Origin of the sequence: Paraburkholderia diazotrophica, from assembly GCF_900108945.1 — a bacterium.
Lineage (GTDB): Bacteria > Pseudomonadota > Gammaproteobacteria > Burkholderiales > Burkholderiaceae > Paraburkholderia > Paraburkholderia diazotrophica.
Map to the genome: position 1 here is coordinate 40,995 of NZ_FNYE01000041.1, position 20,078 is coordinate 61,072.

21 protein-coding genes and 2 pseudogenes are annotated in these 20,078 nt (G+C 61.5%); 14 read left to right on the plus strand and 9 right to left on the minus strand.

What is annotated here, in order from left to right; all coding sequences use genetic code 11:
* Positions 1-334 precede the first annotated feature (334 nt).
* From BMW76_RS33195 to BMW76_RS33205, 3 genes are read left to right on the plus strand one after another with little or no spacing between them, the layout of a single operon-like run.
* Complete coding sequence (locus BMW76_RS33195; RefSeq protein WP_090873018.1) at positions 335-1,540, plus strand: paraquat-inducible protein A; 1,206 nt, start codon at positions 335-337, stop codon at positions 1,538-1,540.
* Positions 1,537-2,835: an MlaD family protein gene (locus tag BMW76_RS33200; protein ID WP_090872968.1), complete on the plus strand. Its 1,299-nt coding sequence runs from the start codon at positions 1,537-1,539 to the stop codon at positions 2,833-2,835. Before BMW76_RS33195 ends, BMW76_RS33200 begins: the two co-directional genes overlap by 4 nt.
* A complete protein-coding gene (locus BMW76_RS33205; protein ID WP_090872969.1) occupies positions 2,835-3,422 on the plus strand; it encodes a PqiC family protein in 588 nt (195 codons plus the stop codon). Before BMW76_RS33200 ends, BMW76_RS33205 begins: the two co-directional genes overlap by 1 nt.
* A gap of 298 nt (positions 3,423-3,720) precedes the next feature.
* On the opposite strand, the pseudogene BMW76_RS42890 reads toward BMW76_RS33205, so the two are convergent.
* A pseudogene (locus BMW76_RS42890) lies at positions 3,721-3,810 on the minus strand (cold-shock protein); the annotation flags it as partial.
* 179 nt (positions 3,811-3,989) lie between these two features.
* On the opposite strand from BMW76_RS42890, the pseudogene BMW76_RS42135 reads away from it, so the two are divergent.
* A pseudogene (locus BMW76_RS42135) lies at positions 3,990-4,123 on the plus strand (SDR family oxidoreductase); the annotation flags it as partial.
* A 144-nt stretch (positions 4,124-4,267) separates the two neighbouring features.
* The gene (locus tag BMW76_RS42895) at positions 4,268-4,531 is read left to right on the plus strand and encodes a poly-beta-hydroxybutyrate polymerase N-terminal domain-containing protein (protein ID WP_177200563.1); all 264 of its coding nucleotides are present in this window, start codon (positions 4,268-4,270) and stop codon (positions 4,529-4,531) included.
* Here the strand turns inward: BMW76_RS42895 and BMW76_RS33220 are convergent.
* The gene (locus tag BMW76_RS33220) at positions 4,497-4,970 is read right to left on the minus strand and encodes an Lrp/AsnC family transcriptional regulator (protein WP_090872971.1); all 474 of its coding nucleotides are present in this window, start codon (positions 4,968-4,970) and stop codon (positions 4,497-4,499) included. The two genes, BMW76_RS42895 and BMW76_RS33220, sit on opposite strands and share 35 nt — an antisense overlap.
* A gap of 261 nt (positions 4,971-5,231) precedes the next feature.
* Between BMW76_RS33220 and hppD the strand changes: the two genes are divergently transcribed.
* The 3 genes from hppD (at position 5,232) to BMW76_RS33235 (ending at position 9,205) form a co-directional block, all read left to right on the plus strand.
* Positions 5,232-6,305 carry a 4-hydroxyphenylpyruvate dioxygenase gene (hppD, locus tag BMW76_RS33225; protein ID WP_090872973.1) on the plus strand — a complete coding sequence of 358 codons (1,074 nt, stop codon included), beginning with the start codon at positions 5,232-5,234 and terminating at the stop codon, positions 6,303-6,305.
* Positions 6,306-6,480: 175 nt separating this feature from the next.
* On the plus strand, positions 6,481-7,863 hold the full coding sequence (locus BMW76_RS33230; RefSeq protein WP_090872975.1) for an amino acid permease: 1,383 nt from the start codon (positions 6,481-6,483) through the stop codon (positions 7,861-7,863).
* A gap of 136 nt (positions 7,864-7,999) precedes the next feature.
* Complete coding sequence (locus BMW76_RS33235; protein ID WP_090872977.1) at positions 8,000-9,205, plus strand: amino acid aminotransferase; 1,206 nt, start codon at positions 8,000-8,002, stop codon at positions 9,203-9,205.
* A 166-nt stretch (positions 9,206-9,371) separates the two neighbouring features.
* On the opposite strand, the gene BMW76_RS33240 is transcribed toward BMW76_RS33235, so the two are convergent.
* On the minus strand, positions 9,372-9,695 hold the full coding sequence (locus BMW76_RS33240; RefSeq protein ID WP_090872979.1) for a DUF4148 domain-containing protein: 324 nt from the start codon (positions 9,693-9,695) through the stop codon (positions 9,372-9,374).
* A 499-nt stretch (positions 9,696-10,194) separates the two neighbouring features.
* Between BMW76_RS33240 and BMW76_RS40665 the strand changes: the two genes are divergently transcribed.
* Positions 10,195-10,698 carry a hypothetical protein gene (locus BMW76_RS40665; RefSeq protein ID WP_143062387.1) on the plus strand — a complete coding sequence of 168 codons (504 nt, stop codon included), beginning with the start codon at positions 10,195-10,197 and terminating at the stop codon, positions 10,696-10,698.
* Between the two features lie 39 nt (positions 10,699-10,737).
* Here the strand turns inward: BMW76_RS40665 and BMW76_RS33250 are convergent, their stop codons facing one another.
* Positions 10,738-11,142, minus strand: a complete 405-nt coding sequence (locus tag BMW76_RS33250; RefSeq protein ID WP_090872983.1) for a hypothetical protein — start codon at positions 11,140-11,142, stop codon at positions 10,738-10,740.
* Positions 11,143-11,506: 364 nt separating this feature from the next.
* Here BMW76_RS33250 and BMW76_RS33255 point away from each other — a divergent pair, with 364 nt between their 5' ends.
* Positions 11,507-11,968 carry a universal stress protein gene (locus BMW76_RS33255; protein WP_090872986.1) on the plus strand — a complete coding sequence of 154 codons (462 nt, stop codon included), beginning with the start codon at positions 11,507-11,509 and terminating at the stop codon, positions 11,966-11,968.
* A 125-nt stretch (positions 11,969-12,093) separates the two neighbouring features.
* Here the strand turns inward: BMW76_RS33255 and BMW76_RS42540 are convergent, their stop codons facing one another.
* The 3 genes from BMW76_RS42540 to BMW76_RS33265 form a co-directional block, all read right to left on the minus strand.
* Positions 12,094-12,225, minus strand: a complete 132-nt coding sequence (locus BMW76_RS42540; protein WP_281248578.1) for a hypothetical protein — start codon at positions 12,223-12,225, stop codon at positions 12,094-12,096.
* Positions 12,226-12,260: 35 nt separating this feature from the next.
* Entirely contained in the window at positions 12,261-12,572 is a 312-nt protein-coding gene (locus tag BMW76_RS33260; protein ID WP_090872988.1) for a high-potential iron-sulfur protein, read from the minus strand.
* A 355-nt stretch (positions 12,573-12,927) separates the two neighbouring features.
* Positions 12,928-13,260 (minus strand): GNAT family N-acetyltransferase, encoded by a 333-nt coding sequence (locus BMW76_RS33265; RefSeq protein WP_090872990.1) that lies wholly within the window; start codon positions 13,258-13,260, stop codon positions 12,928-12,930.
* Between the two features lie 581 nt (positions 13,261-13,841).
* Here BMW76_RS33265 and pdxR point away from each other — a divergent pair.
* The 3 genes from pdxR (at position 13,842) to BMW76_RS33280 (ending at position 17,403) form a co-directional block, all read left to right on the plus strand.
* Entirely contained in the window at positions 13,842-15,371 is a 1,530-nt protein-coding gene (gene pdxR / locus BMW76_RS33270) for a MocR-like pyridoxine biosynthesis transcription factor PdxR (RefSeq protein ID WP_090872992.1), read from the plus strand.
* Between the two features lie 189 nt (positions 15,372-15,560).
* Positions 15,561-15,962: a nuclear transport factor 2 family protein gene (locus BMW76_RS33275; RefSeq protein WP_090872994.1), complete on the plus strand. Its 402-nt coding sequence runs from the start codon at positions 15,561-15,563 to the stop codon at positions 15,960-15,962.
* A 19-nt stretch (positions 15,963-15,981) separates the two neighbouring features.
* Positions 15,982-17,403, plus strand: coding sequence for an NAD(P)/FAD-dependent oxidoreductase (locus BMW76_RS33280; RefSeq protein WP_090872996.1), 1,422 nt, complete (start codon positions 15,982-15,984; stop codon positions 17,401-17,403).
* A gap of 35 nt (positions 17,404-17,438) precedes the next feature.
* Here the strand turns inward: BMW76_RS33280 and BMW76_RS41675 are convergent, their stop codons facing one another.
* Positions 17,439-17,576, minus strand: a complete 138-nt coding sequence (locus BMW76_RS41675; RefSeq protein ID WP_218162575.1) for a hypothetical protein — start codon at positions 17,574-17,576, stop codon at positions 17,439-17,441.
* Here BMW76_RS41675 and BMW76_RS33285 point away from each other — a divergent pair.
* A complete protein-coding gene (locus BMW76_RS33285; RefSeq protein WP_090873020.1) occupies positions 17,575-19,020 on the plus strand; it encodes an amino acid permease in 1,446 nt (481 codons plus the stop codon). The two genes, BMW76_RS41675 and BMW76_RS33285, sit on opposite strands and share 2 nt — an antisense overlap.
* 81 nt (positions 19,021-19,101) lie before the next feature.
* On the opposite strand, the gene BMW76_RS33290 is transcribed toward BMW76_RS33285, so the two are convergent.
* Positions 19,102-19,965, minus strand: coding sequence for an IclR family transcriptional regulator (locus tag BMW76_RS33290; protein WP_090872998.1), 864 nt, complete (start codon positions 19,963-19,965; stop codon positions 19,102-19,104).
* Positions 19,966-20,078: the final 113 nt, after the last annotated feature.

The following is a 20,078-nucleotide window of genomic DNA, read 5'->3' on the forward strand; positions in this document are numbered from 1 at the left end:
TTTCGATCAGCCGTTTGGCCGTGAAATCGCACCGGTTGTCACCGCTAACATCTTTCCGGATGTTGATCGATGCCCGCTCTCGAAGTGAAAGAGCGGATGGAGTGGGGTAGTGTGCGTGGCTTCAATGCGATCCGATCGGGCAGCTTTGTTCTTCAGTAGACGTCGATCGGCCGCCGTCGCGACCTCAGGTGTCGTGAGTAAACGTGCTGTCGAGCGGCTTTATGAGGTGGCGCAGACTCGTGAGCGCGTTCGCACGCTGCACGATTCGACGCATCTGGAACGCCACATGCTGCGCGGATAGTGCTACCAGATGACAGTCAATCAACGAGGCTACATGACAATCGGCTGCCCCGAATGCGGTGCGCTCGAGGACATTCCGCCTTTGACAGCACGCATGCTCGCACGCTGCCGTATGTGCCACTACCCGCTGGAGCGGCGCAGCGGCCGCAGCATGAGCGCGGCGCTGGCCTGCGCGACGGCCACCTTCGTACTGCTGCTTCCCGCCAATCTCGCACCGCTGATGACGGTGCATATGCTTGGCGCCGAGCGTTCGTCGGTACTTTCTTCAGGCATCGTCGCGATATGGCGTGACGGCTGGATCATCCTCGCTGTGCTGCTGGGCACGTTCGGCATCGTTTTGCCGTTCGTGCGGTTCGGCGGTCTCGCGCTTGTCCTCGGCGCAATTCTCATAGGACGGCGCTTCAAGGGCATCGGGGCCGTCTACCGCTGGACGCTGTCGCTCGATATCTGGGCGATGCCCGATGTGTATCTGGTCGGCTGCTTCGTTGGCTATGCGCGCGTGACGCAGGACCTGACGGGCACGATCGGTCCAGGTGGCTACTGCTTCATCGTCGCTGCGCTGATGTCCATGCTCACGCGCGCGTCGCTCGATCGCCGGACTGTCTGGCGTGCAATCGCTCCCGAACGGAAGCTTCAAAAAGGCGAAGCCGCCCTTTCGTGTCTCGTGTGCGATCTCGTCGTGCCCGTCTCGTACGAGGGTCACGCGTGTCCGCGCTGTGGGCTGAAGTTGCGCACGCGCAAATCTGATGCCGTCGCGCGGTCTGCCGCGTTGTCGCTCGCCGCGCTTGTGCTGACCGTGCCCGCCAATCTCTATCCCATGACGCTTTCGATGGAACTGGGTCGCGACGTCCCGCACAGGATCGTCGATGGCGTATACCAGCTCTTTCACGCGGGCCTGTGGCCACTCGGCATTCTCATCATCTGTACGAGCATCGTCATACCCGTCGCCAAGATCGTCGGCATGGGTTGGTTCATCGTCTCCGTTGCTCGGCGGTCCCGCAAGCATCTGCGCGTCAAGGCGCATCTCTATCGATGGATCGACGAGCTTGGGCGCTGGTCAAACGTCGACGTGTTCACGATCGCTGCGTTCGTGCCGTTGATCCGCTTCGACGGACTGGCTTCGTCAAGGCCCGCGATCGGCGCTACGGCGTTCGCGCTCGTCGTTTTCCTGACGATGGCGGCCTCGCGTGCATTCGATCCACGAATGATGTGGGACGTCCATATCAGGAGACGCTCATGAACGGAGCACGTCCGCGCCGCACGCAGGCCGAGGTGCGGCGCACCGCGTGGCCGGGCTGGATCTGGGCCGTCCCGCTTGCGGCATTCGGCGTGGGAGGATGGCTTGGCGTCCGCGCGCTCGTGCACGGCGGCGAGACGGTCACGGTCGTATTCAACGACGCTTACGGAATGAAACCCGACGATACTAGCGTTACGCTGCGCGGCGTCAAGGTAGGCGCCGTCTCCGACGTGGCGCTCGCGCCCGATGGGCGGCACGTCGAAGCGAAGCTGAAGATAGATCGGGCCGAAAAACAGTATCTGCGCAGCGGCACACGGTTCTTCCTGCGCGGCGCACAAGTCGACTTCAGCGATCCGTCCTCGATGAAGGCCATGCTCTCCGGACCCGAAATCGTCATGGAGCCAGGCCCCGGTCAGCCTGCCGTCCACTTCGACGGAGCCGACCGGCGACCCGCTCTCGCGCCCGCGCATGGTCCCGTCGTGAACTATATCGTGCGTTTCGAAGGCGCGGCAGGCGAACTCAAGGACGGCGCCGATGTTGAACTGCGCGGCTTTCATGTCGGCACCGTCACCAGCGTGCGCCTCAATTACGATTCGGCCACGGGCGCGCTGAGCACTCCCGTGCAGATCTCGCTCGACCCGTCGCAGCTCGGCATCGTCGGCGCGGCGCCGCCCGCCAATGGCGATTGGCGGCCGCTCGTCGACAGCATGCTCAAGCGCCTCGTCGCTGAAGGGTTGCGCGCACGTCTCTCGCAAGATCCGCCTTTGGTCGGGCCTCGCAAGGTCAACCTCGATTTCGTGACAGGCGCATCGCGTGCGACGCTTGCCGCCGCTCAAAACGGCGTACCGGAAATTCCGAGCGTCGCGTCCGCAGACATCGACGCAATCACGGCAAGAGCCAACGAGATCATCAAGAAGATAGACGATCTGCCCATCAAGGAAACGGGAGACGAAGTACGCAGCATTGCGGCGCGCATCAACGCACTGAGTTCATCGCCTCAGATCCGCGACAGCCTCATGCACATCGACCGGTCCGTCGCGCAGATCGACCGCACGTTGCAGCAAGTCTCACCGCAAATTGGCCCGCTCGTCGCGCAACTGCGCGAGACCGCGAATGCCGCCGATCGTACCGTCGCGGCTGCGAACCGTACACTTGGGGCTGACGCATCGAGCCAGAACGACCTGCCCGCGGCCTTGCACCAGCTTACCGATACGGCCCGCTCCGTACGGGCGCTCGCCGATTATCTCGATCGCCATCCCGAGGCGCTCGTGCGCGGACGGCGCGAGGAGAGCCCGTGATGGACAGTCCAGTACGGCTGGCAGCGCTTGTCGTATCGCTCGTCGGCATCAGCCTCGCCGGGTGCGGGCATAGCGTGCCCACGCGCTATGTCAGTCTGAGCGCGACGCCAACCAGCGCGCCGTTCACTACGCACGGGATACCGCCCGTGCAACTGACCGCCGTCCATATCCCTGACGTGCTCGATCGGCCCGAAGTCGTCACGCAGGTTTCACCGAACCGTCTGTCGATGAATGACGGCGACCGCTGGGGCGCGCCGCTCGCCCAGATGATGCGGCGCACGCTTGCGCAAGACCTGACGACGCGCCTGCCGGCCGGCTCATTCGTTCTGCCGGATGCGCCGGCACCGCCCGATACGCGAACGCTGGTCGTCACGGTGCTGGACTCCGAGGCCAACGCCAGCGGGACGCTGACGATGCAAGCGGGCTGGACGCTGCTGTCGGGGCATCCTCCCCGCGTCGTCCTGGCGCGACAGGCGACGCTCACTTCGGAGATGACGGACCGCGACGCACCGGCGCAGGCGGCGGCACTGAGCCGCATTCTCGGCGAGCTCGCTGACCGGATCGCGGAGTCGATCGTCGCACGCTGACTTTATGTGCGATCCGCTCGGCAAATCCGTTTCGGACAGACCTTGTCGTCAAGCCGAATCAGGAAAGCGCAAGGTGCACATAAAAACAGCCATGGATCGCCTCGGCGCATTTATCCATCGCCGCATCGGCACTTTCATTGGCCGCTTACGCTCGCTCTTGTTTCTGCTCTGTTCACCCAGAGTTTGAGCGCCTCGGAGCGGCCGTGCCTAGCCTTCCGGTACTCGTCCCAACGCTGCGCGAGTTCCATTGGCACCCGTATGGGCCGACATAGCGGGAAAAACTGGCAGTACTCGGTAAGTGTGCGAACAGGTCCTCACCCCCGTCATCCGGTGTGATGAAACCAAAACCCTTCGCATCGTTGAACCACTTGACAGTACCTGATGCCATTTTTAAGCCCTGATGTATTGAGATCCGCCACCCTTTGGCGAACGTGAGAGAGGAGGGATTTAACACGACCTAAGCAACATAGGTCATGCGCGTTAACGATATTTGGGCGACTCAAGAAAGTCGCCTGTGCCTTTAAACCATTGCTTGATCTGCTTGCCGCCTTCCATCTGCGACGCGATGTTCAGAGCATTCCGGTTCGTCGTCTCGAGAGGCTTCGGAGATTGCCTCGATTGTTTCCTGGCTGGCCAGTGACGAAGCGGCGTTCGCGACGGGAGCAGACTTCTCATTGAATGGTGGCCTGTATATGCACTAGCGACCCGGTGACGCTAACGAAGTCGTGAAAACGGCCATCTCCACCCTCGCAATAGAGCGATGAAGACGGGATCGGGGGGCCGGGCAGGCTCAGCGCATGCTGCGATTGGTCAAGCTGGTTACGACCGTACAGTCAAGGATGACTATGGCTCAGAGTGATCCCCGGTCCCAGGTGCGCGATCGTCGTGTCAAGCGAGGTCGCGCTGGGCTATCCATTGATGCCGCTACCGTGCTGTTTGATCGCTACGCTCGTGCGCTCTTCGGCCGCGCCGTCGGCCGGCTCCCGGCGCCGTCGCTGCTCCTGGCATGGCTAGACTGGGCGCTCAGCATGGCTCGCTCGCCAGCAAACAGTGCGCGCTTTGATACCAATGGGCCTAGGTCGTCAGTGGCACCGCGCCGGAGCACTTGAGTTCGTCGAGACAAACGCTGGATTTGACTCCGCTCACGCCAGGGATGCGCATCAACGTATCGAGCAGGAATTCCGACAGCGCTTTCAGGTCGCGTGCCACCACCTTCAGCATATAGTCGATATCGCCCGTGACGGCGAAGCACTCCTGGATCTCCGTGAGTTCCGCGATCATGCCCTTGAACTTCGCCAGGTCGCGGACATGACCACGCTCCATCGTCACCTGGATGAAGGCCACCACGCCGAAGCCCAGCGCCTGCGCGTCGAGGCGGGTCTCGTAGCCCCGGATCACCCCCATCTCCTCGAGCCGACGATGACGTCTCAGCGTCTGCGCAGGCGATAACCTGATTGCCTCCGCCAGTTCGAGATTGGAGATGCGTCCCCGGGTCTGCAGGATCCCCAGTAAGCGCATGTCGATACGGTCAATCTCAAGGGTCTGCACTTTTCTTTCTCCCGTAACAACTGGGAAGAAATTTTAATGGGCAAACTAGGGTTTGTCTGCGTCCGTTAGGAAATCCTATTGCGTCGAAGGGAAATTACACTGATTCCCGAAATTGCTGCGATGCATGCGCACAGGGCGTGCTGTCGGGCAGTTGCGGCACGCCCACTCGTGCAGCGACATCCGGCATACGACACCGCACCTGATATGCCGTGCATTGCACCTCCAGCGAATCATCCACTCTCCGCCAAACGCGAAACGAACATGGCCGACCTGTTTGACAATCCGATGCAACTGATGGGCTTCGAATTCGTGGAATTCGCCTCGCCCACGCCGAACGTACTCGAACCTCTGTTCGAGCAGATGGGCTTCACGCTGGTGGCACGTCACCGATCGAAGGACGTGCTGCTGTACCGCCAGGGCGAAATCAACTTCATCGTCAACCGCGAACCGAACAGCGAAGCCGCGTACTTCGCTGCCGAGCACGGTCCGAGCGCATGCGGGATGGCGTTTCGCGTGAAGGATTCGCATAAGGCTTATGCTCGCGCATTGGCGCTGGGTGCCCAGCCGATCGAGATCGCCACCGGACCGATGGAGTTGCGCTTGCCCGCGATCAAGGGCATTGGCGGTGCGCCGCTTTACCTGATCGATCGCTTCGAAGACGGCAAGTCGATCTATGACATCGATTTCGAGTTCATCGAAGGTGTCGAACGCCGGCCCGCCGGTCACGGCCTGCGCGTCGTCGACCATCTCACGCACAACGTCTATCGTGGCCGCATGACGTACTGGGCGAACTTCTACGAGAAGCTGTTCAACTTTCGCGAATTGCGCTACTTCGATATCGAGGGCGAATACACGGGCCTGACGTCGAAGGCGATGACGGCGCCCGACGGCAAGATCCGCATCCCGCTGAACGAGGAGTCGGGCAAGGGCAGCGGCCAGATCGAGGAATTCCTGATGGCATTCAACGGGGAAGGCATTCAGCACATCGCGTTCCTCACGGACGATCTGATCCGGATCATCGACAACCTGCAAATGGCAGGCGTGCCGCTGATGACGGGACCAAACAACTACTACTACGAGGCACTCGATACGCGCCTGCCGGGTCACGGCCAGCCCGTTGGCGAGCTGCAGTCGCGAGGCATCCTCCTTGACGGCACCACCGCGGACGGCGCGCCTCGGCTGTTGCTGCAGATCTTTTCAAAACCTCTCCTTGGCCCGGTGTTCTTCGAATTCATCCAGCGCAAGGGCGACGAAGGCTTCGGCGAAGGCAATTTCAAGGCGCTCTTCGAGTCGCTCGAACGCGACCAGATCGAGCGGGGCACGCTCAAGGTCTGACGTGCTCGCAACCCGGCTCATGGGCCGGTTCAATAACACAGATCCCAGCAGGATACGGCGCCGGCGTCACAAGCGCCGGCCGTGACGACTTCGCACCTGTCGCTTGCCTCACCAGGGCAGGCGAACCGCGAGGCGTGGCGTCCGAAATCAACCGCAGGACACAGGAGAAGACATCGTGGCAGACAAAGGGCAGGGCACGCTCAAACGCGGCCTGAAGAATCGTCACATTCAACTGATTGCGCTCGGGGGCGCGATAGGGACGGGACTGTTTCTCGGCATCGCACAGACCATCAAATCGGCAGGACCGTCGGTACTGCTCGGTTATGCGATTGCAGGCATCGTCGCTTTTTTTATCATGCGGCAACTTGGGGAGATGGTGGTCGACGAACCCGTCGCCGGTTCGTTCAGCTATTTCGCGGGCAAGTACTGCGGACAATACGCGGGCTTCGTGTCGGGCTGGAACTATTGGGTGCTCTATATTCTCGTGTCGATGGCGGAGTTGTCGGCCGTCGGCATCTACATGCAATACTGGTGGCCGGGTCTGCCGACATGGATCTCGGCGCTCGTGTGTTTCTGCGTGATCAATGCGATCAACCTCACGAGCGTGAAATCGTATGGCGAACTCGAATTCTGGTTCTCGATCGTCAAGGTCGCGGCGATCGTCGGCATGATCGGGTTCGGCGGCTATCTGCTCGTTTCGGGCAACGCCGGGCCTGACGCGGGCGTGTCCAACCTCTGGCGTCATGGCGGGTTCTTCCCGAACGGCGTCTCGGGGCTCGTGATGGCGATGGCCGTCATCATGTTCTCGTTCGGTGGACTCGAGCTTGTCGGCATCACCGCCGCCGAGGCGGATGATCCGTCGCACACCATCCCGCGCGCGACCAACCAGGTGATCTACCGCATCCTGATCTTCTACGTTGGCGCACTCGGTGTGCTGCTCTCACTGTATCCGTGGGAAAAAGTGGTTACGGGAGGCAGCCCGTTCGTGCTGATCTTCCACGCGATGAACAGCAACTTCGTGGCCAACGTACTCAATGCCGTGGTGCTCACGGCCGCGCTGTCGGTCTACAACAGCGGTGTGTACTGCAACAGCCGCATGCTCTACGGCCTCGCGGGTCAGGGCAATGCGCCGCGCGCGCTGCTCAAGGTCAACGCCCGCGGCATTCCGCTCGTTGCGCTCGGTGTCTCCGCACTCGCGACGGCCGCCTGTGTGGTGATCAACTATGTGATGCCGGGCAAGGCGTTCGAGTTGCTGATGGGCCTCGTCGTGTCCGCGCTCATCATCAACTGGGCGATGATCAGCATCATTCATCTGCAATTCCGCCGTGCCAAAGCACGCACAAGCGAAACGACCGTGTTCCGCAGCCTCGGCTATCCGCTCACCAACTATCTGTGCCTCGCATTTCTCGGCGGCATTCTCGTTGTGATGTGCCTGATTCCGGACCTGCGCATTTCGGTTTATCTGATCCCCGTCTGGCTCGCTGTGCTGGGTATCGGCTACCGCCTGCGCAACCGGCGCGCGGACGCTCCGGTGCCTGAGGGCGTGCCGCTGCGCTAGGCACGCGACCGGCCGTGGGACGGCGACAACGGCTGTTCCACGGTCGAACTGTATTGCGGCGAGTCGACCGCGCTCGTTGAATCTCCCGCGCTCTCACAATCTCCTTGCCATCTCTTTGTCATTCCCAGGAACTGTCATGTTCGAACACATCGATGCTTATCCCGGCGACCCGATCCTCACGCTGAACGAGAACTTCGCGAAGGACCCCCGGGACAACAAGGTCAACCTGAGCATCGGCATCTATTACGACGAGGAAGGCCGTTTGCCCGTCATGCGAGCCGTGCACGAGGCCGAAACGCAACTGCTCGCGGAACCCGGTCCAAAGCCGTACTTGCCGATGGCAGGTTTTGCGCAGTATCGCGACGCAGTGCAGTCGCTGGTATTCGGCGACGACTCGCCGGCGCGTGCCGACGGACGCATCGCGACTGTGCAGACGTTGGGGGGCTCGGGGGCGCTCAAGGTCGGCGCGGATTTCATCAAGCGCTACTTCCCAGGCTCACAGGTCTGGGTGAGCGATCCGACGTGGGAAAATCACCGCTTCATTTTCGAGCGCGCCGGATTCAGCGTCGGCACGTATCCGTACTACGACGAAAACAGCGGCGGGTTGAAATTCGAAGCGATGCTCTCGGCCATCGACGCACTGCCCGCGCGCAGTGTCGTGCTGTTGCACGCATGCTGCCACAATCCGACCGGCGTGGACCTGAGCGAGTTGCAATGGACGACCTTGATCGAGGTTCTCAAGAAGCGCAACTTGCTGCCTTTTATCGACATGGCCTATCAGGGTTTCGGCGCGGGCATCGATGCCGATGCATTCGCGATTCGCGAGCTCGCACGCCAGAACGTGCCCGCGTTCGTCGCCAACTCGTTCTCGAAGAACTTCTCGCTGTACGGCGAGCGCTGTGGCGGTCTGTCGGTCATCTGCGAGTCGCGGGACGTCGCAGGGCGCGTGTTGGGGCAGTTGACGAGCGCTGTGCGCGCGAACTACAGCAACCCGCCGACGCACGGCGCGAAGATCGTTGCCCGGGTGCTCACGACACCCGCGCTGCGGCAATCGTGGGAAGACGAGCTCGCGACGATGTGCAGGCGCATCGTCCGCATGCGCGGCGCAATCCATGATCGTTTGCGCGGCAACGTGCCGGACGCGCTCCTCGCGCGATACCTGGAGCAGCGTGGGATGTTCACTTACACGGGATTGTCGGCGGAGCAGGTCGACCTGCTGCGTGAGCGGCACGGCGTCTACCTGATCCGGTCTGGCCGCATGTGCGTGGCGGCGCTGAACGAGAAAAACGTTGGCACGGCTGCGCAGGCGATTTCGGAGATCTTCTCGCAGGCAACGGACTGAGATTCGATTGGGCGGCGATCCATTGATACCGCCCGTTCTTGCAATGTCATGTAAGCGCGTCAGTGACATACGCGCATTGGACCACATGGTCCGGCGCAACTGCGTTCCCGGAAATGGAATCCGCGCGTCGTCGGTAAATCCGGGCCACGCGCGGATACACAGGCGGCTATTGACCGCCGAAGTAGAGCTGCTTCATCTCGTCCAAAGAAGCGGGTTGCGCGGTTGCGCGTGAACCCGATCCCGATGAACCGGGCATCACGCCACCGTAGGCGGTTGCTCCGCCCTGCATCCACGCGCGCGCCTCGGCCGCCTGGATGTCTGCTGGATAATTCGGGTCTTCGCCTTTGGCGGGGTCATAGCCTGCCTGTTCGAGCTGCTGCAACTCGGCGCGAACCTGGGCGCGCGTCGGTGTCGCATCGTTTTGCGAGAACGCGGCGAGCGGCAATGAAAGCGCCGACGCAGCGGCAACTGCAATCGCGAATGATCTCATGATGACCCCTCCTCGTAGATGTCAGGGTGCGCCTCGTTACGGATGCAAGACCGTGTAACTGGCCATCGAAGTCTAGGCAGGCAAACCTTCAACTTCGATACGAATGACGCGGTCTGCAAAAGATCGCGATGTTCGGGTATCACACGAGCATCGTCGCGAAGGACAGGCGGCGCCAGACGACTTGTCCGCAGAGAAAAGACGATCGGGGAAGGGGAAAATCGCACAGCGCTCGCAGTACGCGGCTGCGCGTCTATGAGAAAGCGTCGCTCACTGTCGGCCATTTTCGGGAATGCCTTCAATAAAATATCCCACTGTGATCTGCGCGCGCGCCTCCTTTCATCGCGCTTGCGGCTCGCCGCTTGGCCTTGGCACCGACATCGCAATGATTCGTGCCAGCCAGGGGTCGGGCGGCTGCAAATGCCTGGCTCGCGCAGCGTCTCCTGCATCTGCGCGGTCAGCGCGGTGATCGCCTTGTCACGCCGTTTCGCCACGCGCGTCAATGGCTCCCGATGACGGAAACCCTGCCAAAGGGGACTCCATTTTCGACGCCGGAGATATCGACGGAGATATCAATTCAGCGAGATTCTGGCGCAATATGAGTGTGCTGCAACCGTCGTCGAAGGTGGAGGCAGGCGTGGCAAACTTCCCTCGGCTCGATCTGTTGTGTCGGTTATTCCTCGGTTTATTTGTGGGTTTTTTCTGCGTAACTGCTGCCCTTTTCTCGCGTTACATCATATCGGCGGACCAGTCGCCGCAAGTCACCGTCGTGCAGTCGAAAAGCGCATCGCAAGCCTTGTCGGGAGGCGCTTCCGCCGTCCCACTTTCATCTGCTGCGCAACACCCGTCGTCGACAACGCCTTCGCGAGATGCTGAGGAAAAGACACTCATCGCGTCGTCGACCTCCACTATCGTCACGTTCATCGCGGCTGCCGTCATCAGCTTCCTGACTTGGCGGAAGGACAGGGCGAGGGCAAGCAAATCAAAGCGGGACGCGTCGCGCTAGTTCCTCGAACAGACAAGCTGCGTCTCGATACGTGCGCCGTCAGTTATGCGACCTCGCTCGCATGCCGCCCACGCCAACTTTGCCACGCCCGGTTTTGCGAGGCGCAGGATTGCAAGAGCGTGGTTTCTTCCTGGAGGCGGCGGCGAGCGTCACCTGATTGTCAGGATAGTAAATAGCCCTGTGCACCATTGAGTGACAGACAGGAGGATGATGCCGTTTGAGGGTGAGCTTGACCGTCTCCACGCCGTAATATTTCCCGCTACCCTTGATCAGATTCCCAAGCAGGACCGACAGCGAATTGTCATGTGAGGCAGGGGCGTTCCGCGACCCGCTCTGGCCGGACCAGGCGTCCGCGCACACGATCGCAAACCAGGCGCCGTTGACGGTGACATATGCTGAGTTCCGGCCGAGCCCATAGTTCGGATTCTTGACATCGATTGCCATGATGGGCACCTCTCGCGAGATTCCAACGCGGATAGTCTAGCCCCGTGCAGCGATCGACGCCGATTGCCATATGCTGACGTGTTTTTAGTTACGGGCGAAACGTTCGATTTGTCGGTCGCGCATGGAGAACCACGCGTCGGCAATAAAGCGAATTGCAAGTCATCGCCATTACATCGATTTGCATGACTGATTATTCTGCATATCTTTGATGACATAGATACATCATAGCGTGACATATTGTCTATAATGGATATAAGTGGATCATTCTGCGTTTCGATACGTCCCTGCATACGAGCCAGGTTCAGGTCCATCGCATCGCGTAGCAAAGACGCGGTTGGCCGGCGTGTGAGAAAGGGGAGTGGCAATGGCCTCGTTCAAGAGAGTGCTGCTGTGCTACGACGCTACCCGTGAGGGGCGCCGGGCGCTGTGCGAAGGAGCGGAACTGGCGCGGCAATCCGGGGCGGAAACGCATTTGCTCGCCGTGCTGGACCGGTTGGATCTGGCGTACGGCGCAGACGTTATCCCGGCCGTGCCGCTCGGATCGACAGAGCAGGCAGCGAAGGAAATACTGGATGAAAGCGTGGGCCGCCTGGCAGAGCTCGGTGTCAAGGTGACTGGACACTTCGTCGTCGGAAATCCGATCGATGAAATCGCCCGTTGCTGCGACGAACTGAAACCCGATCTGGTCGTGCTTGGGCATCATCGCAGGGGGATGTTTGCGCGTTGGTGGGACGGGCGCGATGACACACGGTTGCTTGACCGTCTGTCGTGCGCAGTACTCGTGGTGCACGCGCAGAAGGACATCGAGGCAGACGCCGTGTCGTGATCATGGCACGTAGCCGGCTACGTCGGCAGCATAAGTGCTTGCCGCCCGCCGCGAAGGACTCGACTTTAGTAATCGGAAACAACGACCGTGGGTTCAGGGCCGCTCGATCGGGCGTGGTGGTCTCGCTACGAGCCGTTGCCGTTGACCGGGTCAACCCGGGCCGCTCCGTGATCGACGATCGAGACGATGCCCGTCGCCATGATCATTGCGAAGGCGGTGGGCGGAAACTCCCGTCGCAAGGATTGACGCGGATTCATACGACCGCATTAGGTCAGGCATCGCCGCGCCGGATTCACGTCTTTTTCACGTAAGCGTTACACCATCCCTTTGCATCGACCAGCTTGCCGCCATACGTCGGACAGGGGCCCATCGCCGAGCCGGGCTTGCCCTGATAAAGCTGGCAATTGGCGCAAGTTTGCCCTGTCTGATAATGGGGGAACCTGGTCTTGTCTACTTTCGCAGCGTCCGTCTTGTAGCCGAGTGCCTGTGCAGTCGGATCGTTCTCGGCAAGCACGGGGGCGTCGGCTCGTGACTCAGTGGAGAGGGCCGTCGTCGATGCGACGGATGCGGCAAATATCATGAAACGTCGGCGTGAGATTGGCATGATATGGATTCCTACATGTATAGAAGAAAGAATGAACGGCGTTTTTCGATCTTGCCCGGGCAGTTCGACTCGACGCTGTTGGAGGCAGCATACGCCATACCTATCGGTCGAAAATCGGCCTGGTCCGCGATTTCCTCCACACCAACCCGGCGAAGCGCCTGTTGTTCAACATACGTCATATTGTGACATATGAGGTTGAGCGCGGTGTACTGAACTACTACTCGTGGCAACTCGTCTCAGAAGGCCTTCTCGATGACAGCCGGGACACTACGTTGCGTGATGAGGTGCTGGAGCGGTGGAGTGTCGGTAGCGTTGCCACCTGGAAGAGAACGACATCGCATTGTGTTCACACGCTTTAACGAACGAGCAATCCCTCGTGCATCAGATTGCTGCACAACGTGTCGAACCCAGCGCTGCGGGAGTGTGAGGGAATGCGGACCTGGATCGGCCCGCCCATTTCACGGCTCACATAGGCGATCAACGTATGCGCGATTCCGTTTCTTCTATACTCAGGCACGACATAGGCATCAAGCAACGCGACCGGCGCCTCGGCGGAGCTCGAGCAATGTTCGAACTCGATCCAGCCGACCGGCTCAGCGCGGTGCGATGCCACCGCGCGATTCCCGTCGTCGTCAATCTCGATGATGATCACATGAGCCGCGCGATCTTTGAAGATAAACGTGCGCATACGCAATTAGTCGGGGCCGATCGAAATTTACGGTAGGTGCCGTTCACTATCGTCGCGCAAAAACGGCGGACGAACAAGTCATCTCATATACGTTGCAACGCGCATTGTAGGGGTGTCGTATTGTCTTGACTTTGGATGCCTGCGGATTTCTGGCGAATCGCGAAACGCTAACGGACCGGCCGGCTTGGTGTACGCGCGAGCAGGCTGTAATGCGAGGGTCACAGGCATTGCTGCGGAAATGCAGTACGTCTGGAACGCAGGATACAAAGGCGTTCCATGCATGTCTTCAGGCGGTTACGCGCGTGGCACGCAAATCCTGTTCTTATCAACGGGGCTTGTCCCAATCGCCTGAAATGGGTTGATTCGAGTATCGTCATTAAACAGGTAGCAGCTGGAGCCCTGGCGATGCCGATCGTTGAGTCCACGTTGACATGAGATGGCCTAGCGGGTTTTCCCGCAGTCCGGCGACTGGTTCTCAGTTCAGGAGCCGCTGTCGTCCGGTGCCAATCTGGTGGAAGCGTGCAGTCGGGGCGTCCCTCGCACCGCGTGCACCACGCGCCGCTCATTAGTTAGGAGAAGACATGCCCAGCCGGACCTCGCCGGCGCTCTGGACCCAACGTTTCCAGCGGTCGACCGAGTCAACCATGAGCCTGCAAGGGCAGATTCGCCAGATGCTCGTCGCCGCGATTCTCGACGGCCAGTTGATGCCCGACAGTGCGTTGCCGTCGAGCCGTGAACTGGCCGATCAGCTCGGTGTTGCGCGCAATACGGTCGTGCTCGCGTATCAGCAACTTGTCGAAGAGGGCTATCTGATTTCGCGTGAGCGCAGCGGCCATTTCGTGAATCCGGCGATGCTTGAAGGGCAACACGACTTCGTGTCGATACAGGCCGCGAACGCGCCGAGCGTCGCCGATATCGCGCATCCCGACTGGCGTCAGCGCGTGTCGCGTCCGCCGTCGATGCAGCGCAACATCGTGAAGCCCGGCAACTGGCAGAGCTATCAGTTCCCGTTCATCTACGGACAGTTCGACCAGACACTTTTTCCGACCAACGATTGGCGCGAGTGCTGCATCAAGGCGCTGTCCGTGATGGAGATTCGCAACTGGGCGCCTGATCTGATCGAACGCGACGACGAGACGCTGATCCAGCAGATCTGCACGCGCGTGCTTCCCAGGCGCGGCGTGTTCGCGAAGCCCGATGAGATCGTCGTGACGATTGGCGCCCAACAGGCGCTGTATCTCGTTGCGGATCTGCTCGCGAATGAGCGGACCACGGTCGGGTTCGAGAACCCCGGCTATCCGGATGCGCGCAATATCCTGCTGAACCGCAATGCACGGCTGTTGCCGCTGCCTATCGATGCTGGCGGCGTTCGCACAGACCAGGACCGCGACGTGCTCGCGCAGTGCGACTACGTGTACGTGACGCCAAGCCACCAATGTCCGACGACTGCGACGATGCCGCTTGAACGGCGCCAGGCGCTGCTCCATCTCGCGCAGCAGCACGATTTCGTCGTGATCGAAGACGACTACGAGAGCGAAAACAATTTCGCGGGCGCGCCGCATCCGGCATTGAAGAGCCTCGATACGATGGACCGCGTGATCTACATCGGTAGCCTGACGAAGACCTTTGCACCCGGCTTGCGCCTGGGCTATGTGGTCGGGCCGCGCGATCTGGTTCGCGAACTGCGCGCGTTGCGGCGTCTGATGGTTCGCCATCCCGCCGCGTATATCCAGCGGGCGTTTGCAAATTTCCTCGCGCTCGGGCATCACGACACGCTGCTGCGCAAGCTCGCGCACGCGTATCGCGAGCGTGCGCAATTGCTGATGGCCTCAATCGATGCGCACATTCCTGAAGCGCACTACGTGCCCGTCACGGGCGGCGCATCGTGTTGGGTCGAAGGCGAACCCTGGCTCGACGCGACGCGGCTTGCCGACGACGCGCAGACACATGGCGTTCTGATCGAGCCCGGCAATGTGTTCTTCATGACAGGGCTCGAGCGGCAGCAGTGCTTTCGCATGGGCTTTTCAGCGATCAAGACGGAGAAGATCGACGCCGGCGTGCAGGCGCTGGCGCGCGTCATTCGCGAGCAAAAGCCGCGGGCGCGTGCCTGAACGCACGCATCAGCTAATGCCGGCATTGCGCCGGCATCGACGTGGCCGCTTCCACTTTGCTGGCCCAGGCGAAAGCCACCAACTGGAACTACCGCGCGAGGCGGACGTTATCTACCGTGTCGACTAAGGATGCCACATGCGCGATAAGGCGTCGCGTGGCCCAAGAAGTCATCTAACAGGAGACACGGTATGTCAGACACGCTCAAGACAGCGTCCGTCAGCGCGGACACGCTCGCTGCCTTTTCCGACGCATTCAACCGCCACGACGCCGACGCGCTGATGGAGTTCATGACGGGCGATTGCGTCTTCGATGCCGCCGGCGGGAACGAAGTCTACGGCACGCGCTTCGTCGGAAAAGACGCCGTGCGCGCGGCCTTCGAAGCCGTCTTCAGGACCTTCCCCGATGCGCATTGGGGCCATGGCAGACACTACGTCTCGGGCGAGCGCGGGGTATCCGAATGGGTGTTCAGCGGCACGCATCTTGAGGGCTGGCGCATCGAGGCCGAAGGCTGCGATCTTTTCGAGTTCCGTGACGGACTGATCGCAGTCAAGCGCGCGTTCCGCAAGGAACGTCCGAAGCAGGTCGCGTGATGCCGATGAGGAGAGTCGCATGAAACACGGTGTGATTCATCTTGAGGGCGCGGATTCCGCGTTCGAGCGCACGAACGGCAACGACACCCGTTACGACCCGACTTACGATCCGCTCGTTTCACCGGGTCCCGGCCAGGGCAAGCAGTACGCGCCGACGTACTGGGCCGCGACGGCGGGGACGGCGCCGCCCGACGACGGTCCCGTCGCGCAGGACATGGACGTCGACGTGGCGATTATCGGCGGCGGTTACACGGGCCTGTGCACGGCGTTATTTCTGGCGCGCGAGCACGGCATCAAGGCCGTCGTGCTCGAAGCGAACCGCGTCAGCTGGGGATGCAGTAGCCGCAATGGAGGGCAGGGGCAGAACGCGTCAGGGCGTCTGTCGCGCTCGCAATGGATTGAGCGCTGGGGCAAGGACGTCGCGCTCAAGATGCACGATGAAATTGCGCAGGGCTTCGAGACGTTCAAGTCGCTGGTCGCGATGATCGATTGCGATCCACAGCCGGGCGGGCATTTTCTGATCGCGCATCGGCCGCGGATCATGGAAAAGCTCGCGGCAGAAGCGAAGGTCTGGAAGGACGTGTTCGGCTATCCGTCCGAGCTGATGAGCGCAGAAGCTTTTCGCCGCGAGTACGTGAACGATGCCGAAGCGGCGGGCGCACTGCATGAGCCCGAAGGCATCGGCATTCATCCGCTGAAGCTCGCTTACGGGTATTTGCAGCTCGCGCGCGAAGCGGGCGCGAAAGTGCATCCGGCAAGTCCCGTCATCGGCTGGGAAACGATCAAGGGGGTGCATCATCTGCGAACCCCAGGCGGCACCGTGCGGGCGCGCGCAGTCGGCATCGCGACGGGCGCCTATACGGCGCCGGGGCTGCATCCGTCGCTGCACAGCAAGGTCATGCCGATCCTGTCGAATTCGATGGTGACGCGTCCGCTCACGAAAGCCGAACTGGATGCGTGCAACTTCCGCACGCACCAGGTGCTCACCGATACGCGCACGCTGCGCTTCTATTACCGTCTGCTGCCCGACAACCGCGTGCAAATCGGCAGCCGCAGCGCGATCACGGGCCGCGACGCGCCGAACCCGCAACACTACGATCTGCTCGTGCACGGCTTGCAGCGCAAGTTTCCGGCGTTGCGGGGCATCGATATCGATTACTCATGGTGGGGTTGGGTCGACGTGAGCCATGACATGATGCCGCGCGTGTTCCAGCCTGATCCGAAGGAATCGGTGTTCTACGCGCTCGGTTATGGCGGCAATGGCGTGTCGTATTCGTCGCAGGCGGGTCGGCGGCTCGCCGAGCGCATTGCAGGCAAGGGCGCGCAGCAGACACTGCCCATCTTCACGTCGCCGCTGCCCGCGCACATGTTCGCGCCGTTCAGGCGCGTCGGGCAGCGCATGTTGTACCACTGGTATTTCCTGCGCGACGAGCAGCGTTAGGCGCTTGAGCGAAACACGAAACGCGCATTCTTTCTTCACATAAGAACGTCTTCAGCGGGGATGCGGCGGGTGGCCGGATTCATCCGGCGTCCGCGCGCGCCAACGCGGCGCAGCAGCACACGCAGGCCCATGCGGCCCGACAGCGCCGTCCTGAACGCATATGGAGGTGACATGCAGCACGCGGAAAATGGCAATCAACTGAAGTGCAGTCTGAAGCAAAGGCACATGACGATGATCGCGCTGGGCGGCGTGATCGGAGCGGGGCTTTTTGTGGGGAGCGGCGTGGTGATCCAGCAGGCAGGCCCCGCCGCGATCCTGTCGTTCCTGCTGACGGGCGGCCTCGTCGTGCTCGTGATGCGGATGCTCGGTGAAATGGCATCCGCGATGCCCGCTGTCGGTTCTTTCTACGAGTATGCGCGGCTCGCGTTTGGCGAGCGCAAGCCATCGGGGGAGCTGGCCGGCTTTCTGACGGGCTGGATGTACTGGTACTTCTGGGTCATCGTCGTCGCCGTCGAGACAGTCGCGGGTGCGCACCTCGTGCAGTTCTGGCTGCCGCAGGTGCCGGCATGGGCCATCGGGCTCGCACTGCTGCTCGTGCTGACGCTCACCAATCTCATCTCCGTCGGCAGTTATGGCGAGTTCGAGTTCTGGTTCGCGTCGGTGAAAGTGGCGGCCATCATCGTGTTCCTGTTCGTCGGCACGCTGTTCGTGCTCGGCATGTGGCCGCACGCCAATCATGCGGCGTTGCCCGTTGCGCAGATAGCGGCGCATGGCGGCTTCATGCCCAAGGGCATCGGCCCCGTGCTGAGCGGTGCTGTCGCGGCAACAGGCTTCTACTTCGGCGCGGAAATCGTCACTATTGCGGCAGCCGAAGCACGCGAGCCCGAACGGGCCGTGGCCAAAGCGACGAACTCGGTGATTACGCGCGTGCTGGTGTTCTACGCGGGCTCGATCCTGCTCGTCGTCGCGATCGTGCCGTGGAATTCACCGGCGATGTCGACGCCGTATGTGAGCGCGCTCGAGGCGATGCACATTCCCGCCGCCGCGCATCTGATGAACGCGATCATCCTGACAGCCGTGCTGTCCGCGCTGAACTCGGGCCTCTATGCCGCGTCGCGGATGATGTTCGCGCTGACGCGCCGTGGTGATGCACCCCGCTCGCTCGCGAAGGTCAACAGTCGCGGCGTGCCCGTGCGCGCGATTCTGATCGGCACGTTGTTCGGCTACGCGTCGGTGGTGATGTCGTATGTCTCGCCGGATACGGTGTTCGCGTTTCTCGTTAATTCGTATGGCACCGTCGCGATCTTCGTGTATGTGCTGATCGCGCTGTCGCAACTGAAGCTGCGCGCCCGGCTCGAACGCGAAGCGCCTGGCAAGCTGCGCGTGAAGATGTGGTGCTACCCGTACCTGACGTGGTTCGCCATCGTCGGCATGGGCGCGATCATCGTGGCAATGGCGTTCATTCCTGACCAACGCAAGCCGCTGTGGTTCGGCGTGGTCAGCCTCGCGGTGCTGATTGCGGTCTACTGGCAGCGCGGCCGCTGGCGCAAGGATGCCGGCCAAACGCAGCATTCGATCGATACTGAACAGATGCGCGTTTCCGGCCGGCGGTATTGACTTGAAAGCTCAGGCAAAACCTGGACGGAAGCGGCCCCGGGCACTTGCGAGTGCATGGGGCCATGTCGAATTCCGTGACTTTCAAAGCGACGTCGCGTGCCGATCCGACGATTCGCCGACGCCTTTGCACGATGGCGTGCCGGCAAACTGCAGCAACGGCGCGATCGCCAATGCGGTTTCCTTCATCTTCGGTACGGCCTCCAGCAAGTCGTTGAGATTCGCGCGCGCGGTCGGCGCATGAACGGCCAGCGCCGCCAGCACATTGCCATTCGCGGCATCTCTCACGGGTACTGCGATGGCAACCATCCCCCGGACGAATTCCTCGTTGTCGATACCGATCCCGCGCACGCTTAGCCGGTCGAGTTCGGTTTCGAGCAGGCTGCGGTCCGTCAGCGTGCGATACGTCATGCGCTTGAGTGTCAGACGCGACACGGCGAGCCGCCGCTCCGCCAGCGGCATCTGCGAGAGAAACAGCTTGCCGCTCGCGGTGCAGTGCAGCGGCACGCGCATGCCGGGCTGCATGTGGAGCCGCAACGGCTCGGCTGTTTCCACGCGCTCGATATACAGCACCGTGTCGCCGTCGAGCGCCGTCAGATTGCACGTTTCGCCGAGCACGTCGACAAGCGAGCGCAAGAGCGAACGGCATGCGCGCGTGAACGTGTTGTTCGCAAGCGTGGCGAGCGCAAGGCGCGCAGCGCGCGGACCGAGTGCGATCGCGCGCTCGGCGCCGCGCGAGTCCGGCATGTGAGTGACATATCCCTGTGCCTCGAGCGATTCGATGAGCCGCATCAGCGTGGCCTTCGGAATATGCAGCCGCACGGACAATTGCGACAGCGAATACGGCTGTCCCGCCGAAGCCAGTTGTTCGAGCACGGCGAGCGGGCGCAGCACGCGCGTGTTGTCGTGCAGCGGATCGTTCGGCGACAGTGCGGTGTCGTCTCGCATTCGGAATCCCGTTCGGATGGGTAAAGTGAAACAAAAAGGTCGGTTGCTGTACCAGATTCGACCTGTCTCCTTGAAGCCGGCGCCTTCTGTCGATATTTTTACACGAAACATAC